The organism is Stenotrophomonas sp. SMYL8 (genome assembly GCF_036320065.1).
GTDB lineage: Bacteria > Pseudomonadota > Gammaproteobacteria > Xanthomonadales > Xanthomonadaceae > Stenotrophomonas > Stenotrophomonas maltophilia_A.
This window is the reverse complement of the sequence record NZ_JAWIRR010000002.1, coordinates 132,004-157,536: the sequence shown is the minus strand read 5'-3', so window position 1 is coordinate 157,536 and position 25,533 is coordinate 132,004. Positions and strand designations below refer to the sequence as shown.

Annotated in this window: 25 protein-coding genes; 11 read left to right on the top strand and 14 right to left on the bottom strand. The window is 67.6% G+C overall.

All coding sequences use genetic code 11. From position 1 onward, the window contains the following. Positions 1 to 42 precede the first annotated feature (42 nt). Positions 43 to 2,472, top strand: coding sequence for a TonB-dependent receptor (locus tag V3B25_RS02775; protein ID WP_329810004.1), 2,430 nt, complete (start codon positions 43 to 45; stop codon positions 2,470 to 2,472). 95 nt (positions 2,473 to 2,567) lie between these two features. After that, positions 2,568 to 3,440 (top strand): L1 family subclass B3 metallo-beta-lactamase, encoded by an 873-nt coding sequence (gene blaL1, locus V3B25_RS02770; RefSeq protein ID WP_329810003.1) that lies wholly within the window; start codon positions 2,568 to 2,570, stop codon positions 3,438 to 3,440. A 128-nt stretch (positions 3,441 to 3,568) separates the two neighbouring features. Here the strand turns inward: blaL1 and V3B25_RS02765 are convergent, their stop codons facing one another. The 3 genes from V3B25_RS02765 to V3B25_RS02755 form a co-directional block, all read right to left on the bottom strand. Continuing rightward, on the bottom strand, positions 3,569 to 4,108 hold the full coding sequence (locus V3B25_RS02765) for a DUF411 domain-containing protein (RefSeq protein WP_329810002.1): 540 nt from the start codon (positions 4,106 to 4,108) through the stop codon (positions 3,569 to 3,571). 116 nt (positions 4,109 to 4,224) lie between these two features. Beyond that, the gene (locus V3B25_RS02760; protein ID WP_080355387.1) at positions 4,225 to 4,560 is read right to left on the bottom strand and encodes a hypothetical protein; all 336 of its coding nucleotides are present in this window, start codon (positions 4,558 to 4,560) and stop codon (positions 4,225 to 4,227) included. Positions 4,561 to 4,585: 25 nt separating this feature from the next. After that, positions 4,586 to 6,871, bottom strand: a complete 2,286-nt coding sequence (locus V3B25_RS02755) for an FdhF/YdeP family oxidoreductase (protein WP_329810001.1) — start codon at positions 6,869 to 6,871, stop codon at positions 4,586 to 4,588. Positions 6,872 to 7,113: 242 nt separating this feature from the next. On the opposite strand from V3B25_RS02755, the gene fdhD reads away from it, so the two are divergent. Then, entirely contained in the window at positions 7,114 to 7,953 is an 840-nt protein-coding gene (gene fdhD / locus V3B25_RS02750; RefSeq protein ID WP_329810000.1) for a formate dehydrogenase accessory sulfurtransferase FdhD, read from the top strand. A gap of 70 nt (positions 7,954 to 8,023) precedes the next feature. Here fdhD and V3B25_RS02745 read toward each other — a convergent pair whose 3' ends face one another. Continuing rightward, positions 8,024 to 8,560, bottom strand: a complete 537-nt coding sequence (locus V3B25_RS02745) for a peroxidase-related enzyme (protein WP_049462647.1) — start codon at positions 8,558 to 8,560, stop codon at positions 8,024 to 8,026. 106 nt (positions 8,561 to 8,666) lie between these two features. Here V3B25_RS02745 and V3B25_RS02740 point away from each other — a divergent pair, with 106 nt between their 5' ends. Next, complete coding sequence (locus tag V3B25_RS02740) at positions 8,667 to 9,557, top strand: AraC family transcriptional regulator (RefSeq protein ID WP_329809999.1); 891 nt, start codon at positions 8,667 to 8,669, stop codon at positions 9,555 to 9,557. 116 nt (positions 9,558 to 9,673) lie between these two features. Here V3B25_RS02740 and V3B25_RS02735 read toward each other — a convergent pair whose 3' ends face one another. From V3B25_RS02735 to V3B25_RS02700, 8 genes are all read right to left on the bottom strand, one after another. Next, a complete protein-coding gene (locus tag V3B25_RS02735) occupies positions 9,674 to 10,231 on the bottom strand; it encodes a TetR family transcriptional regulator (protein ID WP_049422177.1) in 558 nt (185 codons plus the stop codon). 4 nt (positions 10,232 to 10,235) lie between these two features. Continuing rightward, positions 10,236 to 11,768 (bottom strand): MFS transporter, encoded by a 1,533-nt coding sequence (locus V3B25_RS02730; protein ID WP_065723398.1) that lies wholly within the window; start codon positions 11,766 to 11,768, stop codon positions 10,236 to 10,238. A gap of 151 nt (positions 11,769 to 11,919) precedes the next feature. Further along, positions 11,920 to 12,666: a hypothetical protein gene (locus V3B25_RS02725; protein ID WP_329809998.1), complete on the bottom strand. Its 747-nt coding sequence runs from the start codon at positions 12,664 to 12,666 to the stop codon at positions 11,920 to 11,922. After that, the gene (locus V3B25_RS02720) at positions 12,666 to 13,286 is read right to left on the bottom strand and encodes a DUF3299 domain-containing protein (RefSeq protein ID WP_329809997.1); all 621 of its coding nucleotides are present in this window, start codon (positions 13,284 to 13,286) and stop codon (positions 12,666 to 12,668) included. The genes V3B25_RS02725 and V3B25_RS02720 overlap by 1 nt, the downstream gene beginning before the upstream one ends. Continuing rightward, complete coding sequence (locus tag V3B25_RS02715) at positions 13,276 to 13,827, bottom strand: DUF3299 domain-containing protein (protein WP_012511204.1); 552 nt, start codon at positions 13,825 to 13,827, stop codon at positions 13,276 to 13,278. Before V3B25_RS02715 ends, V3B25_RS02720 begins: the two co-directional genes overlap by 11 nt. Positions 13,828 to 13,829: 2 nt before the next feature. Beyond that, complete coding sequence (locus tag V3B25_RS02710; protein ID WP_329809995.1) at positions 13,830 to 15,083, bottom strand: ABC transporter permease; 1,254 nt, start codon at positions 15,081 to 15,083, stop codon at positions 13,830 to 13,832. Beyond that, positions 15,076 to 15,771 carry an ATP-binding cassette domain-containing protein gene (locus tag V3B25_RS02705; protein ID WP_032129457.1) on the bottom strand — a complete coding sequence of 232 codons (696 nt, stop codon included), beginning with the start codon at positions 15,769 to 15,771 and terminating at the stop codon, positions 15,076 to 15,078. The genes V3B25_RS02710 and V3B25_RS02705 overlap by 8 nt, the downstream gene beginning before the upstream one ends. Then, positions 15,768 to 16,301 carry a DUF2796 domain-containing protein gene (locus V3B25_RS02700; RefSeq protein ID WP_071227990.1) on the bottom strand — a complete coding sequence of 178 codons (534 nt, stop codon included), beginning with the start codon at positions 16,299 to 16,301 and terminating at the stop codon, positions 15,768 to 15,770. The genes V3B25_RS02705 and V3B25_RS02700 overlap by 4 nt, the downstream gene beginning before the upstream one ends. Positions 16,302 to 16,333: 32 nt before the next feature. On the opposite strand from V3B25_RS02700, the gene V3B25_RS02695 reads away from it, so the two are divergent. Next, entirely contained in the window at positions 16,334 to 16,810 is a 477-nt protein-coding gene (locus V3B25_RS02695; protein ID WP_329809994.1) for a MerC domain-containing protein, read from the top strand. A gap of 62 nt (positions 16,811 to 16,872) precedes the next feature. Here V3B25_RS02695 and V3B25_RS02690 read toward each other — a convergent pair whose 3' ends face one another. Beyond that, complete coding sequence (locus V3B25_RS02690) at positions 16,873 to 19,005, bottom strand: TonB-dependent receptor (RefSeq protein WP_329809993.1); 2,133 nt, start codon at positions 19,003 to 19,005, stop codon at positions 16,873 to 16,875. Positions 19,006 to 19,193: 188 nt separating this feature from the next. On the opposite strand from V3B25_RS02690, the gene V3B25_RS02685 reads away from it, so the two are divergent. From V3B25_RS02685 to V3B25_RS02665, 5 genes are all read left to right on the top strand, one after another. Further along, on the top strand, positions 19,194 to 20,087 hold the full coding sequence (locus V3B25_RS02685) for an AraC family transcriptional regulator (RefSeq protein WP_329809992.1): 894 nt from the start codon (positions 19,194 to 19,196) through the stop codon (positions 20,085 to 20,087). A 70-nt stretch (positions 20,088 to 20,157) separates the two neighbouring features. Then, positions 20,158 to 20,535: a copper homeostasis periplasmic binding protein CopC gene (copC, locus tag V3B25_RS02680; protein ID WP_329809991.1), complete on the top strand. Its 378-nt coding sequence runs from the start codon at positions 20,158 to 20,160 to the stop codon at positions 20,533 to 20,535. A 10-nt stretch (positions 20,536 to 20,545) separates the two neighbouring features. Further along, on the top strand, positions 20,546 to 21,430 hold the full coding sequence (gene copD, locus V3B25_RS02675) for a copper homeostasis membrane protein CopD (protein ID WP_329809990.1): 885 nt from the start codon (positions 20,546 to 20,548) through the stop codon (positions 21,428 to 21,430). A gap of 45 nt (positions 21,431 to 21,475) precedes the next feature. Then, positions 21,476 to 22,174, top strand: coding sequence for a heavy metal response regulator transcription factor (locus tag V3B25_RS02670; RefSeq protein WP_329809989.1), 699 nt, complete (start codon positions 21,476 to 21,478; stop codon positions 22,172 to 22,174). Next, positions 22,171 to 23,538 (top strand): heavy metal sensor histidine kinase, encoded by a 1,368-nt coding sequence (locus tag V3B25_RS02665; RefSeq protein WP_329809988.1) that lies wholly within the window; start codon positions 22,171 to 22,173, stop codon positions 23,536 to 23,538. Before V3B25_RS02670 ends, V3B25_RS02665 begins: the two co-directional genes overlap by 4 nt. Positions 23,539 to 23,678: 140 nt before the next feature. On the opposite strand, the gene V3B25_RS02660 is transcribed toward V3B25_RS02665, so the two are convergent. Next, positions 23,679 to 24,572, bottom strand: coding sequence for a LysR family transcriptional regulator (locus tag V3B25_RS02660; RefSeq protein ID WP_329809986.1), 894 nt, complete (start codon positions 24,570 to 24,572; stop codon positions 23,679 to 23,681). A gap of 106 nt (positions 24,573 to 24,678) precedes the next feature. Between V3B25_RS02660 and V3B25_RS02655 the strand changes: the two genes are divergently transcribed. Then, a complete protein-coding gene (locus tag V3B25_RS02655) occupies positions 24,679 to 25,422 on the top strand; it encodes an SDR family oxidoreductase (RefSeq protein ID WP_329809985.1) in 744 nt (247 codons plus the stop codon). Positions 25,423 to 25,533: the final 111 nt, after the last annotated feature.

Here is a 25,533-nt window from a genome sequence, read left to right as displayed (position 1 = left end):
TCCCATCCGGCAAGTGCTTGAACCCTTCCGAAGGACCCCCGCATGACCCGCCCTGTTCCGCCCGCCGCGCTGCGCCGGCTGGCCCCCACCCTGCTCGCCGCCTGCCTGTGTGCGGCGCTGCCCGCCACCGCGCAGACCGCTGCGTCCGCACCCGTCGAACTGCACCTGCCGGCCGGCCCGCTGCAAACTTCGCTCAACTCGCTGGCGCGGCAGAGTGGCATCCAGCTGCTGTTCGCGGCCGACAGCGTGAGCGGCCGCAACGCGCCCGCCCTCGACGGCCGCTACACCCCGCACGACGCCCTGCAGCGCCTGCTGGCCGGGCAAGGCCTGGCGATGCAGGAGCGCTCGCCGGGGGTGTTCGTGGTGAGTGCCGCGCCGGCACCCCCCAAACCCCGCGCTCCGGCCCGGGCCGCGTCATCGGCAGCGTCCCCGGCCACGACCACTTCACTGGCCCGCGTCACGGTATCGGCCTCGACCGCGCGCATGCCGCAGGGCGAGACCGCGATGCCCAACACCATCACCGTGCTGACCCGCGAGGACATCGCGCAGCAGCTGGCGCTGGGCTCGGATGTCTCGCGCGTGCTGTCGGCGCAGATCCCGGCATTTGCCCCGGCGCGCGAGAAGATGTCCAACTACGGCGAAACCATGCGTGGCCGCGGCATCCTGTACATGGTCGACGGCGTGCCGCAGTCGACGCCGCTGCGCGATGGCTCACGTGATTCGCACACCATCGATCCGGCGATGATCGAACGCATCGAGGTCATCCACGGTGCCAACGCACTGCAGGGCATCGGCGGTACCGGTGGCATCGTCAACATCATCACCCGCAGCGCGCCCAGCGAGCCCGGCGCCTTCCTGCTCGACACCAACGTCAGCTACAGCTCGGCGCTGCCCAGCCGCCGTGATGACAACGGCCAGCGCGGCTCGGCACTGGTCGGCGTGCGCGGCGAGCAGTTCGATCTGGTGGCCGGCCTGGCCTATGAGAAGCAAGGCCTGTACCACGACGGCGAGGGCCGTTCGATCGGTACCAACGCGCAGGGCGAACTGATGGATTCGACCTCGTCGAACGTGTTCGCCAAGCTGGGCTGGAACATTGCCGAGGGCCACCGCCTGCAGCTGATGGCCAACCGCTACGAGCTGCGCGGGCTGGACAACTACCTGGCGGTGAACGGTGATTACCGCACCGGTCGCCCGACCATTTCGGTGCCCGGCGATACCCCGCTGGAGCCGCCGATGAACCGCTCGCGTTCGTTGACGCTGGACTACAGCGCCGCCGATCTGCTCGGTGGCCGCTTCCAGGCGCAGGCCTTCGCGGTGGACTTCGAAGGCCGTTATGGCGCCAGCCAGTGGGATCCGTGGGGCAACACCGGCGCCAACGCCGCCTGGGACCAGACCCAGAACGAATCGGACAAGCGCGGCTTCAAGCTGACCCAGAGCTGGGCCCGCATCGCCGACACCACGCTGGACGTGACCCTGGGCCTGGACGGCCTGCGCGACCGCACCCATCAGGTGCTGCTGGCCAGCGGCATGAACTGGGTGCCGCAGACCACCTACCAGAGCCTGTCGCCGCTGCTGCAGCTGCACTGGTGGCCAACCGACCACCTGATGCTGTCCGGCGGCCTGCGCTACGAAAAGGGCGAGCTGGAAGTAGCCGACTACACCACCCTGCCCCGCTACGGCGCACGCAAGGTGGCTGGCGGCAAGCCGACCATGAGCGAGACCCTGCCCAACTTCGGCGCGGTCTGGTACATCAACGATCGCCTCAATGCCTACGCCTCGTATTCGGAAGGCTACACCGTGGCCGACGTCGGTCGCGTACTGCGCGCGATCAACCGCGACGGCCAGCGCGTTGACAATCTGATTGACCTGTCACCGGTGGTGTCGGACAACCGCGAGATCGGCCTGGAGTACGACGATGGCCGGTTCAGTGGCGATATTGCGTACTACACCTCTGAATCCAAGCTGGGCTCGGTGCTGATCTACGACCCGGGCATCGACGCCTATGCGGTGCAGCGCCAGGCCACCCGCGTGGAAGGCTTTGAAAGCAACCTGCGCCTGCGCTTGGGCGACAGCCGGCTGGGCCTGGGTTATGCACGCGCCAACGGCCGCTACGATGCCGACGTCGATGGCCGCCTCGACAGCGACCTGGCCGGTGTCAACATCGCGCCGAACCGGCTGACCGCGTTCTGGGAACAGAGCTGGACGCCGCAGCTGAGCACCCGCCTGCAGGCCAGCCATGCCTTCGACCGCGACTTCGACCTGCGTGGCGCGCGGGTGGCGGAGTTCGAGGGTTACACCACGGTGGACCTGGTCGCGCGCTACACGCTGGACAAGCACGCCTTCACGCTGGGCGTGCAGAACCTGGCGAACAAGCAGTACATCAGCTACTACTCGCAGACCACGCCGTCGAACCCGAGCTATTTCTCGGGCCGTGGTCGGGTGGTGACGCTGGGGTGGCAGTACCGGTACTGATCCATGGCGCCCTTATGGGAGCCATGAAATCTATGCGCGACGCGATGAAGGAGGCCCATGCTAGTTTCTGGGCCTCCTTCAAACGGACGTGAACCATGCGTTTTTCCCTGCTCGCCGTCACACTGGCCGCTGTTCTTCCGGTCGCGCACGCCAGCGCCGCCGAGGCACCCCTGCCGCAGTTGCGGGCCTACACCGTGGATGCTTCCTGGCTGCAGCCGATGGCACCGCTGCAGATTGCTGACCACACCTGGCAGATCGGCACCGAGAACCTGACCGCACTGCTGGTGCAGACCGCCGAGGGCGCGGTGCTGCTCGACGGCGGCATGCCACAGATGGCCGGCCACCTGCTCGACAACATGAAGGCACGCGGCGTGGCACCGCAGGACCTGCGTCTGATCCTGCTCAGCCATGCGCATGCCGACCATGCAGGCCCAGTGGCGGAACTGAAGCGCCGCAGCGGCGCGCACGTGGTCGCCAACGCGGAATCGGCGGTGCTGCTGGCACGTGGTGGCAGCGATGATCTGCACTTCGGCGATGGCATCACCTACCCGCCTGCCAATGCGGACCGCATCGTAATGGATGGCGAGGTGGTCAAGGTGGGCGGCATCGAATTCACCGCGCACTTCATGCCGGGACACACCCCGGGCAGCACCGCTTGGACCTGGACCGATACCCGCGAGGGCAAGCCGGTGCGCATCGCCTACGCCGACAGCCTGAGTGCACCGGGATACCAGCTGCAGGGCAATGCGCGCTATCCGCGCCTGGTCGATGACTACAAACGCAGCTTCGCGACGGTGCGGGCGTTGCCCTGTGACGTGTTGCTGACCCCTCATCCGGGTGCCAGCAACTGGGACTACGCCTCCGGCAGCAAGGCCAGCGCCAAGGCACTGACCTGCAAGGCCTACGCGGATGCAGCCGAACAGAAGTTCGACGCACAGCTGGCCAAGGAAACAGCCGGGGCCCGCTGATTCTGTAGCGTCGAGCTTGCTCGACTGAAGCAGAGCAGTCGAGCATCGCTCGACTCTACAAAGAGCACGCCGAGGGTGGGCTCGGCTCTCCGAAGGGTGCCGGTCAGGACGACCGGCACCCGTGACTGTCAGCCGCCCTGGCCGTGCTGCGCGAACGGCTCGGTGGTGCCATCGGTGCGCACCAGCTCGACGGTATACGGCTGCACGTAGCCGTCCGGCATTTCCATGCCCGGCGAACCGGCCGGCATGCCCGGCAACACCAGGCCGCGCGCTGCCGGCCGCTTCGCCAGCAGTCGCTTGATGTCCTCGGCCGGGATATGGCCTTCAACCACGTAGCCACCGATCTCGGCGGTGTGGCAGGAGGCCTTGCCGACCGGCACACCCAGCCGGACCTTGATCGGGTTCATGTCAACGGTATTGCGTACATCCACCTGGAAGCCTTCGGCCTTCAGGTGGTCGACCCAGATGCCGCAGCAGCCGCAGCTTGCGGTCTTGTGCACGATGGCGATGGGCAGTGCCGGATCCACCTGCGACGGGCTGGCCTTGATCGGTGCCGCCGGGGCTTCGCTGGCAACCGGTGCGGCAGGCGATTCTTCAGCTGCACGTGCGCAGGCGGTGCTGACCAGCACGGTGCCCAGCAGCAGGCCGAGGGAGAGAGAACGGTTCATGGTGTTGATTCCTTTGCAGATGCGGGCAACGCGGCCCGCTGCCTGCGCATCGAAGGCACAGGCAGAGTCGAGAATGAGTCGAGCAGCTACGGCAGGCGCTTGAGGCCTGCAGGGAATCACACGATGGGAGGCCGTAGCGGATCCGGCAACGGCGGCGGTGCGCGTTGCTGGGCGCTGGCTGGCAAAGGCGCCTCACGCCAGGGTGACGCTGGCGTTCCGCTCAGGGTGGCCAGCATGCCGAGGCTGGCCGGCGGGCATTCGCACTCATTGCTCTGGCAGACCGTTGATGCTGCCTCGTCGCAGCATCCGGCCATGGCCGCCGAATGCGGTGCGGCGCAATGGTCCGCGCTGGACTGCGCCGCGTACGAGGATGAGGCAATCGCAAGCGCCGGTGCGTTCAGCACCAGGGCAAGGAGGAGCATCCATCGCAGCAGCAGGCCAGGCAGGTTCACCGGACGATGATAGCCGATGAACGCATCACGCAATCGCCTCGGCCATCGCCCGCATCCTTACCGGGATCGACTTGGCCGCTGGGGTACCGCTGACCCGGTCGTAGTAGTCCAGCGGCAGCAGCGGGTTCAACTCGGGGTAGTAACCGGCCAGGGCGCCGCGCGGCATCGGGTAGTCCAGTAGGGTCAGGCCCTCGATGCGCCGCTGCATGCCATCACCGCTGATGGTCTCCAGGCTGACCAGCGCCTCCTTCTCCAGCCCGCGCGCCAGCCGGTCCTCGATGTTCATGAACAGCACCATGCGATCGTTGTACACGCCGCGGTAGCGGTCGTTGTAGCTGTAGATGGTGGTGTTGTACTGGTCGTGTGAGCGCACTGTGGCCAACCGCAGCATCCCGGGATCGTCCACCGGCGCGTCCACGTCCAGGCCTGGCATCACCAGGATGTTGGCCTTGCCGTTGGGCGTGGGCCACACCCGGCGGCGCGGCGGAATGTCCAGGTGGAAACCGTGCGGCTGCTGGATGCGTTCGTTGAAGCCGGTGTAGATCTCCGGGTACACCGCCGCGATCAGCTCCCGGATGGGAGCGTAGTCATGCATGCACCCGGCCCAGTCGACCTTGCTGTGCGGCAATGTTGCCATCGCCATGCGGCAGACGATCTCGACCTCCGGGAGCACGTCCGTGCTGACCGGCTCGAGCACGCCGCGCGAAGCGGTCACGTTCGACATCGCGTCCTCGATGGTGACGAACTGCTCGCCGGCAGGCGTGACGATGCGCTCCGAACGCGCGACCACCGGCAGGATCAAGGCATCGCGGCCGTGCACCAGATGACCGCGATTGAGCTTGGTGGCGATGCCCACCGTCAGCTCCAGGCCACGCATGGCCTCGTACGCGCGCGGCGTATCGGGCACGGCGTGGATGAAGTTGCCACCCATACCGATGAACACCTTGGCGCTGCCGTCCAGCATCGCCTCGATCGATTCGACCACGTGATGACCGTGCTCGCGCGGCGGATCGAAGCCGAATACCTGCTGCACGCGGTCCAGATAGGCCGGCTTGGGTTTCTCGTCGATGCCGACGGTTCGGTCGCCCTGCACGTTGGAATGGCCACGGATCGGCCCGATGCCGGCGCCGGGCTTGCCGAAGTTGCCACGCAGCAACAGCAGGTTGGCCACCTGCTGCAGCAGGGTCGAACCATACTGATGCTGGGTCAGGCCCATGCCATAGCAGATCACCGTGGCCTTGGAGCGGATGTAGATCTCGGCGCAGCGGCGGATCTGCGCCTGCGTGATACCGGAGACCTGCACGATCTCGTTCCAGTCCTGCGCCATCACATCTGCGCGCAGTGCGTCCAGGCCCACCGTGTGCTCGGCCAGGAAATCGTGGTCAAGCACGCGCTCACCCTGCGCTTCGCGCTCGAACATCACCTTCATCATGCCCTTGATCAGGGCCAGGTCGCCGCCAATGCGGATGTGCACGAACTCACTGGTGATCTCGGTCGAACCGAACGTGGCCATCTGCACCATGTCCTGCGGTTCGGCGAAACGGATCAGCGCGCGCTCGGGCATCGGGTTGACCGCCACGATCGGGATGCCGCGTTTGCGCGCCTCGACCAGGTTGCTCATCATCCGCGGCGAATTGGTGCCGGTGTTCTGGCCGATCACGAAGATCGCCTCGGCGTGCTCGAAATCCTGCAGCACGATGGTGCCCTTGCCCACGCCGATGGCCGGCGGCAGGCCGCGGCTGGTCGGCTCGTGGCACATGTTCGAGCAGTCCGGGAAATTGTTGGTGCCGAACTCGCGCACGAAGATCGAATACAGGAATGCAGCTTCGTTGGGCGTGCGACCGGAGGTGTAGAACTCTGCCTGGTGTGGGCTGTCCAGCGCCTGCAGGTGGCGGCCGATCAGCGCGAAGGCATCGTCCCAGCTGCACGGCACGTAATGGTCGGTCGCCGTGTCGTAGCGCATCGGCTCGGTCAGCCGGCCCTGCATCTCCAGCCAGTAGTCGGTCTGCGCCATCAGTTCGGTGACCGTGTGCCGGGCAAACAGCTCGCGGCCGGCACGGAACTGCGTGGCTTCCCAGGCCAGTGCCTTTGCGCCGTTCTCGCAGAATTCCAGTTTCCTGCGCTCGTCGGCATCGGGGAACGCGCAGCTGGGGCACTTGAAGCCACCGGGCTGGTTCATCGCCAGCAGCGCCTTCGAGCCCTTGCCGATCACACTCTGCTGCAACAGCACCTTGGCCGTGGCGCCGGCGGCACCCCAGCCACCGGCCGGCTGGTTGTAGGGCTTGTAACGCGGCGGCTTCTGCTCGGACATGTTCGGGAACCTGGCGGGAGGAACACAACAATCAACGGCGCGGGATGGGCCGGATGCGGCGTCTGCAGCGCGGCCAGCCCCGCAGTCAAGCACGGACAAGGCCGCTTCGCCAGAGGCAGATGCTGTTTTCAGCGCAGCCTGCCATGACAACGGTTACACCCGCGTCAGCGCCCGGCCACTGCGCTATTCTCGAAACGTGGGTGGTCCACCACCTGCGTATTTCCCTTGCCCGGACGCGCTGCATGCCTGATTCGACCCCACCGCACACCCCGCCTGCCGGCACGGCCCAGCGCCCGTTGCTGCGCTGGCGCAGCGAGGGGCACCAGCCGCAGGTCGACGTGGTGGCCGAGGAAGTGCCGGTTGCACTGCGCTACAACGGCGCCGCCTTCGCGGTGATGATGGCCACGCCCTGCGACCTGGAAGACTTCGCGCTGGGTTTCTCGCTCAGCGAGGGGTTGATCACTGCGCCCTCGCAACTGCTGTCGATCGAGGTCCGCGCGCAGCTGGAGGGCATCGAACTGCAGATGACCGTTTCCGAAGACGCACCCGGTGCCGATCTGGATCCGGCCAATGGCCGCCTGCTGCCCGGTCGCGGTGGCTGCGGCCTGTGCGGCACGCGCCAGCTGGAGGATGTGCTGCGCCCGCTGCCGCAGATCCGCGAGCGCCGCACCTATCCTCATGCCGCGTTGCAGCGGGCGCTGGCCACGCTGGCGCAGCATCAGCCGATGAATGCGGTAAGCGGCTCGACGCACGCCGCCGCCTGGGCCGATGCCAGTGGGCGCATCGGCTGGGTGCGCGAGGACGTGGGCCGCCACAACGCGCTGGACAAACTGATCGGCGCCCTGCATCACAACGAGCACGCCATCGACGGTGGGTTGCTGGTGATTTCCAGCCGCGCCAGCTATGAGATGGTCAGCAAGGCGATACGTGCGGGTGCCAGCGTGCTGGCAGCGGTGTCGGCGCCGACCGCGCTGGCGATCGACCTGGCCCGCAGTGCGGGACTGTGCCTGGTCGGGTTCGCGCGGGAGAGCGGGTTCAATGTGTATACGCACCCCGAGCGGCTGCAGGCGGACGACAGGTAGCGCCGACCACCCCGTCTGCTCCCTTTCGACCGGCCCGGGCGGCCCATTGCCACCCGGGCCAGACCGTACCTCAGCGCAGCGCCACCTTCGGGAAGTCCACAGGCACGTCGAAGGCCACGTTGACGTAGTTGGTGAACAGGTTGAGCGCCACATGGGCGAGGATCTCGACGATCTGCTCGTCATCGAAGCCGGCTGCGCGCAGCGCCTGCACATCACCGTCGGTAATCTGTGCACGCTGCTCAACCACCTTCAGCGCGAAGTCGAGCGCCGCCGAAGTGGCCGGATCACTGGACTGGCCGATCTGCGCGGCGGCCATCTGCTCGCTGCTGGCGCCGGCCTTGCGACCCAGCGCCGTGTGCGCGGCCAGGCAGTACTCGCAGGCATTGTGGTTGGCAATGGCGACGGCGATCTGCTCGCCCAGCAGCGGCGACAGGCGACCGCCGCCCAGTGCGCCGAACGAGCCCCACATGCTCTGCAGGGCGGCCGGCGAATTGGCCACAGCGCGGAACATGGCCGGGGTGGCACCGAAGGCGGCGTGGACCTGGCCCAGGAGGGCCTGGCGGTCGGCGGTGGTGTTGGCGGCATCGATCAGGGGGACACGGGACATGGTGGATCTCCTTCGGAAAGCGCCCGGGATTGGACGACCCGGCCATCCTAGGTAGACTCGATGGACGCAACAGACCAGATCAGCCGCCATTGTTGTCCATTCGTCCATGCGCACACTTCCCACTCCTGCAGACCGCTCCGCGCCCGACCGCCTCTCCTCTCTGCTGGAACGCTTCCGGGTGCAGGCCGCGCTGTTCCATAGCGGCCCGCTGTGTGGACGGCAGGTGTTCGAGCCGCAACCCGGGCGCGCTTTCCTGCACATCCTGCGCCAGGGTGAGATGGAGGTCCGTCATCCCGATGGCGATACCGCGCTGCCACGGTTGAAGATCGACACCCCCAGCCTGCTGCTGTACCCACAGCCACTGCACCACGTGTTCTTCAATGCGCCGCTGGATGGGCCGGACTTCACCTGCGCCACGCTCGACTTCGATGGTGGCGCGCGCAACCCGATCGTGCAGTCGCTACCGCCGGTGATGGTGGTGCCGCTGGCCGCGATCGACGAGCTGGACGACACCCTGCATCTGCTGTTCACCGAGGCCGACCGCCAACGCTGCGGTTCGCGGCTGCTGACCAACCGGCTGTTCGAAGTGGCGCTGATCCAGATCCTGCGCTGGGTGGTCGATCATCCCGATGCGGCCGGGGTCAGCCACGGGCTGATGCGTGGGCTGTCAGATGCACGGCTGGCACGCACACTGGTGGCAATGCACCAGGCGCCGCAGGACGAATGGACGCTGCCGCGCATGGCGTCGACCGCCGGCATGTCGCGTAGCGCGTTCGCAGCCGTGTTCAAGGAGGTGATGCAGGCGACGCCGGCCAGTTATCTGCTGGATTGGCGGCTGAGCCTGGCCTGCGCGCAGTTGCGGGCGGGCGTGGCGGTCAAGCAGGTGGCGATCGAGGTGGGGTTTGCCGATACCGCGTCGTTGTCGAAGGCGTTCCGCAAGCGATTGGGGGCCTCGCCGAGGGCCTGGCTGGCCGCGAGCGCAGCGCAGGCTGGGTAAATGGAGAGGGGTAGAGTCGACGGCTGGTCGACTATCGCGCGAAGCGCGGGATTTTCGTGAGCAGCCGACCAGCGGTCGGCTCTACCAAGAGCGGCGTCCCCGCGTCGGTCGACGGCTCAGCTGGACGTCCCATCAGACTTCGCCAGCAGCCCGGCGATGCGCTCCGCTACCTGGGCGCGCACGCTTTCATCCAGCTGCCCTTCGTACATCGCCTCGTAGATCCACAGGCCATCGGCCGCCAGCCGCGCCACGAAGTTGTCGAGCGCGGCCGGGTCATTCTGTCCGGCCGACGGCGGCAACGGCGCCCAGCGCCGAACAGCCGGTCCCCACGGACGCTCATCGGCGTCCGGGTCGGCCGATTCGAGCATGAACATCAGTTCGGCACGGGTGGCACTCTGCGCCGAGACGCGCACGAAGGTCTGGTAGCGCTCCAGCGCAGATGCTTCCTCCGCACGCTTGCCCAGCAGCGTTTCCATCGACGTCTCCCAGGCCTGCACCAGGTGCTCGTCGATACCGCGCAGCAGCGCTTCGCGCGACGGGAAGTGATACAGCAGGCCGCCACGGGTCAGCTTGGCCTCGGCCGCCACCGACTCGAAGGTCACCGCGCGCACGCCGTCACGATTGATCACGTTGACGGCGGCGTCGAGGATGCGGTCGCGCTTGCTGGTTCTCATCGCGTCATTTTACGCGATCGGCCGCACCCTCGCGGCCACCGACGCGCCCCCGCAACAGGCGCGCGATGATCGCCGCGCCCACTGCCAGCACCACCGTGATCACCAGCAGCACGATCTGGTAGCCACGGTCATACGCGGCCGTGGCCAGTGCGAACCACTCGCCCTGCCCGCTTTCGCGTGCCACGTGCAGCGCCTGGGTGAAGCCCTCGCGGGCAAGCTCGGGCATGTCCGCCGAGACCGGCAGGAAGGCACCGTACATTGCCGCACTCAGGCTGCCCAGCATCGCCACCGCGAGCAGGCCACCAAACTCGTAGGACACCTCTTCCACCGATGAGGCCATGCCCGCGCGGTGCGCCGGTACGTTGTTGAGGATGGCAGTGGACGCCACCGAGATGGCCGAGCCCATGCCAAAACCGGTGATCGCCATGCCCGCCACCACCCAGCCGAGGCCGTGCGGGAAGCCGAACGCCACAACACCGACACCCACGGCGCCAGCCGCCAGGCCGCCGCAGATCAGCGGGCGCAGGCCCACGCGGTGCAGGATGCTGCCACCCAGCAGCGCGCTCGGCAGGCTGCCCAGCGCCGCCACCGATACCAGCAGGCCTGCCTGCAGCGGCGTGAAGCCCGCCACCAGCTGGAAGCGCTGGGTGGTGACCAGCTGCAGGCCAGCCATCGCGAACAGGGTGAACACCGCCGACAGCGTGCCGGCCAGGAACGCAGGATTGCGGAAGATCGCAAAGTCCAGCAGCGGGTACGGCAACTGCTGCTGGCGACGTGCGAACGCTGCGCCGCTGATGACGGCCAGCAGCAGCGCACCGGCACCCAGCGCATACGACGGCGGCGTAGCGATCAGCGACTTGATGGCCAGCACCAGGCCGGACAGCGCCGCCAATGCCAGCAACGAAGACACCAGGTCCCACGGCCGCGAGGTATCGCGCTGGCCTTCCGGTGCCAGCAGCAGGGTTGCAACGAAGGCCACCACCACCACCGGCACGTTGATCAGGAACACCGAGCCCCACCAGAAGTGCTGCAGCAGCCAGCCGCCGATGATCGGGCCCAGTCCCGCACCGACGATGGCCACTGAGCCCCAGATGGCGATGGCAATGTTGCGCTCGCGCTCTTCGTGGAAGCTCAGGCCGATCAGCGCCAGCGTGGCCGGCATCATCGCCGCCGCACCGACCGCCAGGAACGCACGGGCGGCGATCAGCTGCGCGGCGCTGTCAGCGAAGGCCGCCGCCAGCGAGGCGGTGCCGAACACCACCAGGCCGATCAGGAACATGCGGCGGTGACCGATGCGGTCACCAAGCGTACCGGCGCCCAGAAGCAGGCCGGCCATCACCAGCGGATAGGCGTTGATGATCCACAGCGCCTGGCCGGCACTGGCCGAGAGTTCCTCGGTGAGGGTGGGCAGCGCGGTGTAGAGCACGGAGTTGTCGAGCGTGACCAGCAGCAGGCCGGCGGCGACGGTGAACAACAGCGCCCAGCGACGGGCACGCGACAGGGCCGGAGCACCGGCCAGGGGCTGGGACAAAGCCATGGGAGAACCTGGTGGGGTGGAGCACGGCCATAACTATACCGGATGTCCTGTATAGTTATGACCTTCGGAATTCACCAGTTCAGGGTCTGTAGGGGCAAGTCTGCTTGGCTGAACCGCCAGCTAGGCATGGCCTGGCTCTACTGGTAAACGCTTATCGGCAGTCTTCCGGCAGCGCGGCAATCGCCGACACCACCGCACCCTGCATGCCCTGCCCCACGGCCATGTCCAGTTCCCCGCCCGTTGCCCCATGCTGGCGCCGCAGTTCGTCCTCGCACAGCCCACGCACCCGCGCACGCGCATTGGCGCGCAGGCTGCTGCAACGCCAATCGGTGCCCCCCAGCGGCAGCACCGAATACACCACGCTGTTGCAGGCGTTACCGGCGCGCTGCTGCAGCGACAGGCCGCCGAAATCACGCGGTTCGCTGCTGCGCTGCGGATCGAAATAGCTGTCCGGGAAGGTGCGCGCGTACTGTTCGATGTCCACCTGCATGCTGCGCCCACCGGCCAACGGCATCTGCAGCGGCTGGCCACAACGCGTGGCGTCTGCACGATGCTGGATGTACTGGTAGATCGGCCGGTCCAGCGTTGGATCCTGCTGGGTCACCGCACTGACCGCCACCAACACCGGCAACGATGCACGATTGGCCATGCGCGCCAGCAGCCCCGTCTGTGCCGGCTGGCAGCGGTCGCGCAACGTGGCCGCCAGCAGGAACAGCACGTCGTTGCGAAAAGCGTGGTCTTCGCCGAGGCGTTGTTCGATGCGCTGGCTGGCATCGGTCGCGGGTGCCGGGAAGGCGATCGCCGGTGGCTCGGTCACGTCGACGCACAGGTGCCACCACACCAGCAACACCACGCTGGTGACCAACACGCCCGCAACGATGATCCAACGTGTGCGCATCAATTGTGGATCGCCGTCAGTGTCGCCGCCGCCGCGTCGTAGGACGCGCTGGCAATATCCGCATCGAAGCGCTTGACCTGCAGGCGGCCGGCAAGCCGGTACGGGTCCCACAGGTCTCCCAGTGCGATCGGCGTGGCCAGGGTCACATGGATGATCTGGTTCGGTGGCGGTGGCGGCACATGGATGCAGGCCCCGTAGAACGGCACGAACAACAGTTCCTCGACCAGTCCCGCGTCGTTGGTGCCCAGCGGCACCACGTAGCCATCCAGATCCACCGCGCGACCGTCGACAGCGTCGACCACGCGCGAAGAGCCGAACTGCTTGGCGCGATCCGGGCTGGAATGGTCGATCTCCTGCCCCGGTGGCGTGCCCGAGCCGGTGTCATCGATCAGCCCGCCCACGCCGTCCATGCCATTGCGTGACAGGCCGATCTGCGGCGGCGGGCGCTGGTAGGTCACTTCGTCGGGCCGCAACGCGTCCCAGCGAGCGATGGGCGCTTCGGTCGTGGCGGAGGGCGCCGGTTTGCCCTGCGACGTGACCACGACGGCATCGTCGCCCGGCGACGTACAGCCTGCCAACCAGACGCATCCCAGCACCAACAGCAGATGACTACGGTTCATAAGGCCTCAACTGTGCGTCACGCATGGTATAGGCGGAGCCGGCCAGATCATCGTCCAGCCGTTCGGCACGCAGGGTACCGGCCAGGAAGAACGGCGAATACATGTCCGGCATCTCGATCGGGCGCGGCAGCACCACGTGCACGATCTGGTTCGGCGGTGGCGGCGGCACATGGATGCAGGCGCCGTAGTACGGCACGAACAGGAATTCGGTCAGCCGCCCGTCCTGCGCGTTGGCCAGCGGCACCACGTAACCCGGCAAGCGCACCGGCCGCTGCAATACGGTGTCCACAGTGCGGAACGTACCGAACTGCGGCATGCGCCGGTTGCCGTTGTGCTCGACCTCCGGGCCCTCGCCGCGCTCCAGCGCCGCCAGTTCTTCCTTCGGCATCATCTGCAACCAGTCCAGTTCCTGTTCCTCGGCAGCTGCCGGGGCATCGCGATCGACCACCGGTGACGGTGGCAGCGCCTGCACGCCGGTATCGACCGGGCGTTCGCAGGCGGTCAGCACCAGCAACATTGGCAACAGCGGCAACCAGCGCATGCTCAGCCCCCGGGTGACAGGCCATCGGCCAGCGTGCGCCGATAGGCCAGCAGCGCCGGTACCAGGCCGGCCACCGCGCTGATCGCCAGCACACCCGCGACCCACGCCAGTTCGCGGCCATCCGGCCAGATGTGGGTGATCGAAAGGCCGAAGTTGGCCAGCGCCCAGCCACGCCCGGCCAGGCTGGCCACCACCAGTGCGGCCAGTGCGAGCACGCAGGCAAGCGCGCTGGTCGCTACCGCCTCCACCACCAGCAGGCTGGCGATATAGCCCGGGCGTGCACCGATCGCACGCAGCACGGCCATCTCGCGCCGGCGCTCCTGCAGGGTCGAGACCAGCAGTGCCACCAGCGAGACCATGCCCAACAGCACCACCATCGCACTGATCAGCTGCAGTGCCCGCTCGGCGGTGCCCAGTGATTGCCACAGCTGCTGCAGGGTTACGCCGGGCAGGATCGCCAGCATCGCCTCGTCCGGGTACTCGTTGATCCTGCGCTGTACCGAGAACGTGGCGATGCGCGAATTCAGGCCGAGCATGAAGGCGGTGATGCTGGTCGGGGTCAGGTCCAGATGGCGCGCCTGCTCGGCGCTGACACTCTGGCTGCGCAGCTGCACGCCGGAGCGCCAGTCGACATGGATCGCCTCGATGGCCGGCAGCGAGACCAGCACCGAGGAATCGACCGGCGTGCCGGTGCGCTGCAGGATGCCGGCCACACGGAACGGCTTGTCGGCATGCGTGGCCAGCGTGACCGCGCCGGTGCCGTGCGCCAGCACGATCTCGTCGCCGAGGCCGACCTTCTGCGCGCGTGCCACCTCTGCGCCGATCACGGCGTCGTACAGATCGTCGAACGGCCTTCCCTGTGCAAACGCCAGCGCATGTCCCGCGCCGTAACGATAGTGCTCGAAGTAGCCGCCACTGGTGCCGACCACCCGGTAGCCGCGCCACGAATCGCCCAGCGACAGTGGCACCGCCCAATTCACCTGCGGCAGCGAGGACAGCTCCTGGTAGGACTGCCAGGACACGTTGTTGGTCGGGTCGCCGATGTGGAACACCGAATACAGCAGCAGGTTCACCGGCCCGGAGCGGGCACCAACGATCAGGTCCGTGCCTGAGATGGTGCTGGCAAAACCTTCATGCGCCTGCGTGCGCACGCGCTCAACACCGAGCAGCAGCACCACGCTGAGGGTGATCACCAGCACGGTGAGGCTGACGCTCAATGCGCGGCTGCGCAGGCTGGCCCAGGCAAGTTCAAGCATGGGTGCCACCTGCGTGATTGATCTGCGACAACGCGATGGTGCGGTCGAACAAGGGCTGCAGGCTTTCATCGTGGCTGACCACCAGAACCGTGGTACCGGCGGCCCGGCACTGTGCGGACATCAGCTGCAGGAAGGCGGTCGCAGCTTGGCGATCCAGCGCCGAAGTCGGCTCGTCGGCCAGCAGTACTGCGGGGCGGCCGATCAGGGCGCGTGCGGCGGCCACGCGTTGCTGCTGGCCGACACTCAGGGTACCGGCCGCACGCTTGGACAGCGCCGGGTCCAGCTGCAGCGCTTCCAGCAGGCGCAGGATCTCGTCGTCCAGCGGCCCGCTGATGCGCTCACTGCGCACCGGAGAAAAGCGCAGGCCCAGCGCGATGTTGTCGCGTACGCTGAGAAACGGCAGCAGATTGAACTGCTGGAAAATCACGCCCAGGTGATCGGCACGGAAGCGATCGCGCGCGGCACCCCGCATCATCTGCAGCGCGTGACCCGCCACTTCGACGCGCCCCCTGCCGGGTAGCAGGACGCCGGCCAGCAGGCCGAGCAAGGTGCTCTTGCCGCCCCCGCTCACTCCACGCAACAGCACGCTACTGCCCTGCTCTATCAGCAGCTGCGGGATATCCAGCACCAGGCGTGTTGCGTAGCCGAACTGCACATCCTCCAGGGCGATCACCGCTGGCGTGCTCACGGCGCCAGCACCACGCGCAGGTTGTCGGCACTCAGCACGCTGCGGTCCTGGCCGTTGGCCGTCGCACTGTTGACGATGACTTCGTGCAACCCGGGGAACAGCACCGGCAGGCGCACGACCAAGGCGCGCAGTGCACTCGGATTCGTGCAGCGATACTGCAGGTTGGCAGTGAAACCGGCGTGGCGATGCTGCCCGGCCGCTGGCACAGCGGCGGTCGCAGCGAAGCCTTCGGCACTGGCGTCACTGCTGGCCAGGCGGCAGTTGGCGGCGGTGGGCAGGGTCACCCAGCTGCCGCCCTTCAGCAATGCCGTGGCGCGCGACAGTGCCGCCTGCTCGGTCGCGTTGGCGGGCGGTCGCTCGAAATCAAGAATGCCGATACCCGGCGCCTGCAGGGCGAACTCCAGCGTTCCCTGGTCGAGTGCGAGATCAACGGTGGCCTGGCCGTGCACGTGTGGCGCGTGCTGGCGGACATCGTGTGCCTGGGCCGCGTTGGCGGCCAGCAGCAGGAAAAGAGCAGCAGGAAGCTTCATGGGGGAGACTCCAATTGTTACTATGTAACATAATGGACCACATCCCCCCGACCCCCGCAAGGGCTCTGGCCCAGCCGCCAACTTCGGCACGCTGGCATCCCCGTTTCGATCTGGCCGGCGCCTGGCTGTCGCTGGCCTGCGCCGCCCATTGCATCGCCCTGCCGCTGCTGCTGGCCTTCGTGCCGGCGGCAATGATGGCGCTGCGCTCGTTCCAGCACCCCGGCCACGGCGTGATGACGCTGCTGTTGATGATGTCGCGCTGGGAATGGTTGTTCGCATTGTTGGCCTCGACGTTGGCGCTGGCCAGTACCACGGCCGGGCTGTACCGGCATGGGCGCTGGCTGCCGGTGCGGCTGGCCGTGGTTGGCACGGTCCTGCTGGTGTCGGCGTCGCTGTACCTGCCGTTGAAGGAATCGCTGCTCTGGCATGGTGTGGCCACCGCCTGCGGCGGCGTGCTGCTGGCATGCGCGCACATCGGCAACCGGCGGGCATTGCACCAGCACCGGTAGCGCCGGGCCATGCCCGGCGGGGTGCCGCCACCCACGCTTGGCGTGGATCTACCGTGGATTCCTCAGAAGCGGTAACCCACTTCCGCGCCGAAGATGCGCGGGCTGTCGACCGGGCCGTAGTAGTTGCCGTCGCGCCCGAAGGCCAGGTTGTCGAAGATCAGGCCATTGATGCGGCGCTTGTTGGTCAGGTTCTGCACGAACACCCGCGCGCTCCACGGCCCGGTCTCGTAGCCCAGCTGCGCACCGAGCACGGCCACTGCGGGCTGGAACGCGCGGTTGCGTTCATCCAGTGCACTGGAGCCGGTGAACTGCGATTCCAGCCGTGCATGGATGCCCGAGTCGAACTGATAGCGCGCCGCCAGATAGCCAGTGTAATGAGGGGTCAGCTTGACCCGCTTGCCATCCAGGTTCTGGTCCACGCTGACCCACAGCTTGGTGTACTTCGCATCGACGTAGCCCACATTCGCCATCAGGGTGAAACCCGGCAGCACTTCAAACACGCCCTCCAGCTCGACACCACGCGAACGGATCGAGGCATCCGAACCGACGTAGTCCGACGAGATCGGGCGGCCGTTGGCATCGGTGGCCACCTGGATCTCCTGCCAGTTGTCCGAGGTGATGTGGAACAGCGCGCCGCCGATGTGGCCACGACCGCCGGCCAGATTCATCTTGAAGCCCAGCTCATGGCTCCACATGCGCTCGGATTCGTAGCGCAGTACCTTGTCGTTGACCACATCGCTCTGCGCCGCAGCCAGATTGAAGCCACCCGGAATGTAGCCCTTGGCCGAGGCCGCGTAGAAGGACAGGTCGTCAGTGGCGTCGTAGCGCAGCGACACCCGCGGCAGCGTGGCCGAGAAGGTATGCGCCAGCGCGGCATCGCGGTACAGCACGGGGCCACCGGCACCCAGATCCAGCGCGCCAGCACGCTGTTCGGTGGAGCGCCGGGCCTGCTCATGGCGCAGGCCGGCGCTGGCCGTCAGCTTCGGCACCGCCGGGAAGGTATAGCTGGCGGTGGCGAAGACGCTGTAGTCCTCGCCCTTGGAGGTCTGCCGCGGGGCCAGGTTGTAGCTGTCCAGCCCATGCAGCGCCGGGCCGACGAAGGTGCCGAGGATCGAATCCTTGCTGTTGCGGTAGGTCGACACACCGGCCATCCAGGTCAACGCCTGGTCGCTGGGCGAGCTGAAGCGCACCTCGGCCGTCCATTCCTTCTTCCTGTCGTAGATGCGACCGGCCAATGCCGGGCTGTTGGTCATGTCGAAGTCGTAACCGGCCGAGGTCACCTCCTCGTCCCGCCAGGAAGCGGCCACGTCCAGCGTGCCGGCCTGCAGCTGCCATTGCGCACTGAGGCCGGCCACCGTTTCGTCCTTTTCGGTGCGCTTGGGGGCATCGTTGATGTAGGTGAAGTCACCGGCACGGCGGCCGCCATTGAGCGATGTGCCGTAGGTGCGGTTGTAGAGGCCGGTATCCAGCGGCAGGTATTCATACTCGAACATGCCCGGCGCGCGGGTGCGCAGATGATAGGCCAGCGCGTTCACCGAAACGTAATCGCTCGGCCGCCAGCGCAGCTTGCCCTGGAGGTAGCCTTCGCCGACCTTGCCGCGCGCACCGGAAGGTGTGAGGTTCTTCAGGTAGGCGTCCTCATCGGAGCCAATGAACGCCACCGAGCCGGACAGGCTGCCCGTCTTGTTCAGCGGCCCTGCCAGGAAGCCATCGAGAGCGGTGCCATTGCCGTTGCCGAACCAGGTGCTGCGCACATTGATCTCGCCCTCGCGTGCATCAGCCGGGCCGCGTGTGCGCACCAGTACCAGGCCGGATTCGCTGTTGGCGCCGTACAGCGTGCCCTGCGGGCCGCGCAGCACCTCCACCGACTCGACCTGGTTGAGCACGGCATTGCTCAGCTCGCGGAACGGAATGCCATCGATGTAGACCGAGGCACGATTGACCAGGAATGGATTGGACTCGATGCCGCGGATCGAGATGAACATGTTGCTGAGCTGGCCCATCGCATTGAACTTGACGTTCGGCGCGAGCTTGTCGAGGTCACGGAACTCGGTGACGCCCGCTTCTTTCAGCGCCTGCCTGTCGAGTACCGTCACCGACAGATCGCTCTTCAGGTAAGGGGTATCGCGCTTGGAACCGGTGACGCGGACACCGTCGAGCGTGGCCGGGTCAGCCTGCTGGGCAAGGGCGGGCAAGGCAGGAACGAGCAGGGATGCTGCGATGAGCGCGGCAGCAGGCGTGGACGACTTCAAAGCGGGAACCTCGACGGATGGAGTGACGGACGCGCGGGCGGCGGCAGCGCGGGACAAGAGTGTTATCCTGTAACATTCACATCCTGCCGCCACTCCATTTCCGTCAGCGCCGCTCCATTCCCGGATCCGTGATGCCCGCCCTCGCCGACCAGCTGCTGCAGGAAACCCGGTCGCAGGCCCCTGCGGCCTACGCCAGCGACGATGGTGCGGTGGTGCTGCTGCGTCATCGCTTCGATGCCAGCGAAGGTGAGATGGGACATCCGCAGCAACTGCGCCTGGGCCTGGCCGTGGGCGGCGGCGGTCGGCTGCAGCAGCGCACCCTCAGCGGTCTTCTGCAGGCGCCGTGGCGGCCCGGCCAGTTCAATCTGGTGCTGCCGGGAGACACCGGCACCTATGCCAGCCCCGCGGTCGATCTGCTCGGCATCGCCATCGATACCCACCTGCATCCGCAGGATCCGCAGCAGTTGCAACAGCTGCAGCCGCTGGCGGCGCGGCTGCACCACGACCCGGTGATTACTTCGGTGCTGCAGGCGCTGTGGTGCAGCGCGCAGGCTGATGTTTGCCTGCCCGGCTTCCTCGAGCATGGCGCGCAGGTGCTGCTGCACCGCCTGGGTCAGCTTGCCGGGCTTGCCTGCACGGAACGCGGCAGGGACACGGCACTGTCCACGCGGCGGCTGCAGCAGCTGGAGGCCTACATCGATGCACAGCACGGCCAGCCTCTTGAGGTCGCACAGTTGGCCGCTGCGGTGCAGATGGAACCGTCCACGTTCGGTCGAGCGCTGCGCGCCGCCACCGGCCTGCCGCCCTATGCGTTCTTGACCCGACGCCGCATGCAATGGGCACGCGGGGCACTGGCCCAGGGATGCAGCGTCACCGAGGTTGCGCTGGCCAGTGGCTACGCCAATCCCAGCAAGTTCAGCGCGGCCTTCCGGCGTGTGGTCGGTTGTTCGCCGTCAGCATGGATCGCGCAGTCACGGGCCGGTAGTGCCGGCCGCAGGCCGGCCGCCAACATTACAAACTGGTAATGTCCAGGTCAGGGCCTCGAAAGGCAGTGGACGTCACCCTGCAGGCCACTTCCTCATCGGTGATCCGCATATGACCCGCTCCCTGTTCCGCGTCGCCCCGCTCGCCCTGCTGCTGTCCGGCCTTTCGGCCGCGCCGCTGGCGCTGGCCCATCCCAGCCTGGTGCGTTCGACGCCCGCGGCCGATGCCACCGTGGCCCCGGCCAGCCAGATCGAGCTGCAGTTCAGTGAGAAGGTGATGCCGCGTGCCACCCGCATCGAACTGAGCATGGACCACGGCCGCATGAAGATGGCGATGCCAACCACGGCGCAGGAGATCTCCGAGGACGGCCACACCCTGCGCGCGCGCTTTGCCAAGCCGCTGCCCGCCGGCAGTTACGCGCTGCAGTGGCGCGCGGTCGGCGAGGACAGCCATCCGATCACCGGCACCTACCGCTTCACCGTGAAGTAAGGCCGCTGCTGTGGCCGAGCTTTCGCCGTATGCGCTGCGGCTGGCGCTGTATCTGGCCCTGATGCTGCTGTTCGGGCGGATGCTGTTCGTCCGCCCCGGACTGCCGCGCAGCGTCTCGCTGGCCCTCGTTCTGGTGGCACTGGTGCTGGTCGGCATCGATGTGGTCACCCGTTTGTCCGGCGTGCTTGGCATATCACCGGTCGACATCGATGGCGAGACAGCGCGCTGGTTTCTTACCGGTACGCCGGTGGGCGAGGCGGGACTGCTGCGCATCCTGGCCCTGCTGGCAATGCTGCCGCTGCTGGCAGTCAATCGCCCGGTACAGGGCCTGCGCCGCCCCGCACTACTGGCACTCTCGGCGGTGACCCTGGCCAGCCTCGCCTGGAACGGCCACGCCGCTGCTGGCGATGGGGTCGCTGGCCGGCTGCGTCTTGCTGCCGGCATCGTGCACCTGCTGGCGGCCGGTGCCTGGATCGGTGCGATCGCCGCCATCGTACAGTTGGCACTGCGGCGGCAAGGGCCGAGCCTGCGCGAGCGCACCCACGAACTATGGCAGGCCGCGCACGGCTTCGCCCTGCCCGGCACGATCATCGTCGCCCTGCTGGCGATGACCGGCACCTATACCTATGTCGATCTCGGCGGTTCCATACAGACCCTGACCGGCGCCGCGCATGGACGCTGGCTGCTGCTCAAGCTGGCACTGGTGGGTGGCATGCTGGGTCTGGCCGCGCTGCATCGCTGGCGGCTGGTGCCGGCGCTGGCGGTCTCCATCCGGGGTGGCTGGCAGCCCAGGCCGCTGCGTTCACTGCGCCACAGCCTGGCCTGCGAATCGGTACTGGCGCTGCTGGTGCTGGCCTGTGTCGCGATTCTCGGCACGTTGGATCCGCTGGCATGAGACTGCGCAGCCAGCCCACGCCCAAGCTGCGATGATGGGCGCACCATGAAACTGCTGATCGTCGAAGACGAACCCAAGACCGGCAACTACCTGCGCCAGGGCCTGATCGAGGCCGGCTACGTGGTCGATCTCGCCTGCAACGGCGTCGACGGGCTGCACCTGGCCGGTAGCGGCGAGTACCAGCTGGTCATTCTCGATGTGATGCTGCCCGGTCTGGATGGCTGGAATGTGCTGTCGCGGCTGCGCGAGGCCGGCTGGCAGGTGCCGGTACTGTTCCTGACCGCGCGCAGCAGCATCGCCGACCGCGTGCAGGGCCTGGAGCTGGGCGCCGACGACTACCTGGGCAAGCCGTTCGCCTTCGCCGAGCTGCTGGCGCGCGTGCGTACCCTGCTGCGCCGGGGCCAGGCGGTGCCGCAGGCCGAACGCATCGTCATCGCCGATCTGGTGGTGGATACCCAGCGCCGCCGGGTGGAGCGTGGCGGCCAGCGCATCTCCCTCAGCCAGAAGGAGTACACCCTGCTGGAGCTGCTGGCACGCCGCCGTGGCGAAGTGCTGCCGCGCTCGCTGATCGCCTCGCAGGTGTGGGACATGAACTTCGACAGCGACACCAATGTCATCGATGTGGCGATCCGCCGCTTGCGCGCCAAGATCGACGATGATTTCGCCGACAAGCTGATCATTACCGTGCGCGGCATGGGCTATGTACTGGAGGCGCCGGACGACGGCGCCGCGCGCAACGGATGAGCCTGCGCCGCTCCATCGCGGTGCGGCTGACGCTGCTGTTCGCCATCGTGGCCACGCTGGTGCTGGCCGCATTGGGCGTGGCCATCTATGTCAGCGCCCGCCATGACCTTGTTGCCCAGGACTTCATCGAACTGGAGAACAAGGTTGCGTTGATCCGCGATATTGCTGGCAATGGGCCCGCCGCCGCACGCGGCCCGCGGTTGGCAGAGGCGCTCAGCCATCATCCCGATATCGCCTTCCACATTGTCGATGGCCACGGAGCCGTGCTGTTCTCGACCGCACCTGCACTGCTGCGCGAGCACGCACGCAGCCAGCCCATCGACGCCGCGCCACGGCGGCACGACTGGATTCTCGACGATGGTCGCTGCATGCATGCCCTGCACCTGCGGCAGACCCTGGCCGACGGCAGCCAGCTGGTCACCCTGCTGGCCATCGATGACGACCGCCATGCCGATTTCCTGCAGCGCTTCCGCCATCTTCTGGCGATCGCCATCATCGGCGCCGCCGTGGCCAGCAGCCTGCTCGGCGGCTACGTAGTGCGACGCACGCTGCGACCGCTGCGCACGTTGGCCGATGAAGCCCGGCAGATCACCGCCGGTCGATTGCAGCGGCGTCTGAGCGCGCGCACGGCACCGGCCGAACTGGAACAGCTGGCACAGACACTCAACGGCATGCTGGCGCGCCTGCAGCAGGACTTCGCGCGCCTGACCGAGTTCTCTGGTGATCTGGCCCATGAGCTGCGCACGCCGATCACCAACATGCTGACCCAGGTACAGGTGGTGCTGGCCCACCCCCGCAGCAACGAGGCCTACCGCGAGACGCTGGCCTCGTGCGCCGAAGAACTACAGCAGTTGGCGCAGACCGTGGGTGACCTGCTGTACCTGGCGCAGGCCGAGGCGCCGGGCGCACTGCCTTCGCGCGAGCCGGTGGCACTGGATGGGGTGGTGGATTCGCTGCTGGAGTTCTACGGGCTGCTGGCCGAGGACCGGCAATTGACCCTGCGCCGCGACGGCATGGCGAGCGTGGAAGGCAACCGTCTGATGCTGCACCGGGCGATCGCCAATCTGCTATCCAACGCGTTGAAGCACGCAGCCGTGGGCAGCGAGGTGCGGGTGCAGCTGGTCGAGGACGATGGTATGTGCAGGGTCAGCGTGCACAACCTCGGCCCGCCGATTGCCGAAGCAGCACTGCCGCGCCTGTTCGATCGCTTCTATCGCGGCGAGCGTGGCCGCCACGAAGGTGCTGGACTGGGCCTGGCGATCACCCGTGCAATTGCACAGGCGCATGGCGGAACGGTAAGCGTGACCTCCGATGAAACCGGCACCGTGTTCGAGCTGGTGCTGCCAAGCGCATCAGCCCGGTAGTGGGGGGGGGGGGGGGGGGGCGCCGGGGGGGCGGCGCCGGGGGGGGGGGGGGGGGGCGCGCCCGCCCCCGGGGGGGCCGGCCCGGCCCCCCCCCCCCCCCCCCCGCGGGGGGGGGCCCCCCCCCCCCCCCCCCCCCGGCACTACCTCATCGGGTCGAACACCCCGGCCACCCAGTCGATGAACACCCGCAGCCGCGGCGACGGTGTGCGGTTGCGGGGGTAGACCAGGCTCAGTGGACTCGGTGTCGGCGGCGCGTCCGGCAACAGCTCGACCAGCTGCCCGCGCGCGATGTAGGGGTCCATCCGGTAGCTCGGTGCCTGGATGATGCCGAGACCCGCCAAGGCGGCACCAAGGAATGCGTCCGCGCCCGAAACCCTCACCCGCGCGGGCAGTGGCACGTAGCGCACCTGCGCGCCCTGCTGGAACTCAAGCGGAATCAGCTGGCCGGTGGCGCTGGAGCGATAGCCGACCATCTGGTGGCCTTGCTCCAGTGATTCGATGGTCTCGGGCACACCGTGCGCCTGCACATAGCCCGGTGCGGCCACCGTAACTTCCCGCAACATCGTCAACCGGCGCGCCGCCAGATCGCTGTCGGCCAGGGTCCCCACCCGCAACGCCGCATCCACGCCTTCGCGCAGCAGGTCGACATAGCGGTCGCCTTCGCTGACCTCCAGTTCGATCTCGGGGTAGTGCTGCAGGAAGTCCGGCAGATGCGGAAACAGCAGGTGCCGGCCCAGCGTGCCATGCACTTCAATCCGCAGCGGGCCGCGCGGCGGCACGTCACGGAACGCGGCTTCGGCGTCGTCCATGTCGGCGATCAGGCGCAGGCAACGGCCATAGAAGGCCTCGCCCTCCAGGGTGGGCACCACCAGCCGGGTGGTCCGGTGCAGCAGGCGCACGCCCAGCCGCTGTTCCAGTGCTTTGATCGCATCGGTCACCGTGGCCCGCGGCAGGCCCAGGTCCTCGGAGGCACGGGTGAAGCTGCGACGCTCGACGATACGGACGAAGGCGCGCATGGCCGTGAAACGGTCCATTGTTCGGCTACCCGGATGATGTTGGCGGATTATGCATGATTATCCGGATCGATGAGATGGCGAAGATGGCACTGCGCCAGTCCGGCGCGCCCTGCTGGAACCTACCATGCCCACCTCCTCCGCCCGCCGTGTCGCCCTGGTCACCGGTGGTTCCCGTGGCATCGGCGCTGCCATTTCGCGCCGCCTGGCCGCCGACGGCCATGCCGTGGCGATCAACTACGCCGGCCGCCGCGATGACGCCGAAGCACTGGCCGCCGAACTCACGGCCACTGGCGCACACGCCGTCGCGCTGCAGGCCGATGTGGCGGACCCGCAGGCGGTGCGCCAGCTGTTCGACGCCATCGAGGCCCGCTTCGGCGGTATCGACGTGGTGGTGAACAGCGCCGGCGTGCTGCAGCTGGCGCCGCTGGCCGACAGCGACGATGCCTTGTTCGAGCGGGTGATCGGGATCAACCTGAAAGGCGCTTTCAACGTGCTGCGCGAAAGCGCGCGACGGGTGAGCGACGGCGGCCGCCTGATCAGCCTGTCCACCAGCGTGGTCGGCATCAGACTGGAGAACTACAGCGTGTACGCGGCCAGCAAGGCGGCGGTGGAAACGATGGCAGCGATCCTCAGCAAGGAGCTGCGTGGGCGCAACATCACCGTGAACACAGTAGCTCCCGGCCCGACCGCCACCGACCTGTTCCTGGAGGGCAAGGCACCGGAGCTGATCGAGCGGCTGGCAAAGATGAATCCCCTGGAGCGACTGGGCACGCCGGAGGACATCGCCGGAGCGGTGGCCTTCCTGGCCGGTGCCGATGGCGGGTGGATCAACGGCCAGGTGCTGCGCGCCAATGGCGGGATGGTGTAGGTAGTCGCCCACCTTGGTGGGCGCGTCGCCGCGTGCCCACCAAGGTGGACACCTACCGGGCCATGCCTGGCGGCCGGGTCGCATCCACGCATGGCGTGGATCTACGGTGCC

Coding starts and splice junctions, on each gene's coding strand:
- V3B25_RS02775 (WP_329810004.1), top strand. CDS start 43: ATGACCCGCCCTGTTCCGCCCGCCGCGCTGCGCCGGCTGGCCCCCACC.
- blaL1 (WP_329810003.1), top strand. CDS start 2,568: ATGCGTTTTTCCCTGCTCGCCGTCACACTGGCCGCTGTTCTTCCGGTC.
- V3B25_RS02765 (WP_329810002.1), bottom strand. CDS start 4,108: ATGAACCGTTCTCTCTCCCTCGGCCTGCTGCTGGGCACCGTGCTGGTC.
- V3B25_RS02755 (WP_329810001.1), bottom strand. CDS start 6,871: ATGTCCGAGCAGAAGCCGCCGCGTTACAAGCCCTACAACCAGCCGGCC.
- fdhD (WP_329810000.1), top strand. CDS start 7,114: ATGCCTGATTCGACCCCACCGCACACCCCGCCTGCCGGCACGGCCCAG.
- V3B25_RS02745 (WP_049462647.1), bottom strand. CDS start 8,560: ATGTCCCGTGTCCCCCTGATCGATGCCGCCAACACCACCGCCGACCGC.
- V3B25_RS02740 (WP_329809999.1), top strand. CDS start 8,667: ATGCGCACACTTCCCACTCCTGCAGACCGCTCCGCGCCCGACCGCCTC.
- V3B25_RS02735 (WP_049422177.1), bottom strand. CDS start 10,231: ATGAGAACCAGCAAGCGCGACCGCATCCTCGACGCCGCCGTCAACGTG.
- V3B25_RS02730 (WP_065723398.1), bottom strand. CDS start 11,768: ATGGCTTTGTCCCAGCCCCTGGCCGGTGCTCCGGCCCTGTCGCGTGCC.
- V3B25_RS02725 (WP_329809998.1), bottom strand. CDS start 12,666: ATGCGCACACGTTGGATCATCGTTGCGGGCGTGTTGGTCACCAGCGTG.
- V3B25_RS02720 (WP_329809997.1), bottom strand. CDS start 13,286: ATGAACCGTAGTCATCTGCTGTTGGTGCTGGGATGCGTCTGGTTGGCA.
- V3B25_RS02715 (WP_012511204.1), bottom strand. CDS start 13,827: ATGCGCTGGTTGCCGCTGTTGCCAATGTTGCTGGTGCTGACCGCCTGC.
- V3B25_RS02710 (WP_329809995.1), bottom strand. CDS start 15,083: ATGCTTGAACTTGCCTGGGCCAGCCTGCGCAGCCGCGCATTGAGCGTC.
- V3B25_RS02700 (WP_071227990.1), bottom strand. CDS start 16,301: ATGAAGCTTCCTGCTGCTCTTTTCCTGCTGCTGGCCGCCAACGCGGCC.
- V3B25_RS02695 (WP_329809994.1), top strand. CDS start 16,334: ATGGACCACATCCCCCCGACCCCCGCAAGGGCTCTGGCCCAGCCGCCA.
- V3B25_RS02685 (WP_329809992.1), top strand. CDS start 19,194: ATGCCCGCCCTCGCCGACCAGCTGCTGCAGGAAACCCGGTCGCAGGCC.
- copC (WP_329809991.1), top strand. CDS start 20,158: ATGACCCGCTCCCTGTTCCGCGTCGCCCCGCTCGCCCTGCTGCTGTCC.
- V3B25_RS02670 (WP_329809989.1), top strand. CDS start 21,476: ATGAAACTGCTGATCGTCGAAGACGAACCCAAGACCGGCAACTACCTG.
- V3B25_RS02665 (WP_329809988.1), top strand. CDS start 22,171: ATGAGCCTGCGCCGCTCCATCGCGGTGCGGCTGACGCTGCTGTTCGCC.
- V3B25_RS02660 (WP_329809986.1), bottom strand. CDS start 24,572: ATGGACCGTTTCACGGCCATGCGCGCCTTCGTCCGTATCGTCGAGCGT.
- V3B25_RS02655 (WP_329809985.1), top strand. CDS start 24,679: ATGCCCACCTCCTCCGCCCGCCGTGTCGCCCTGGTCACCGGTGGTTCC.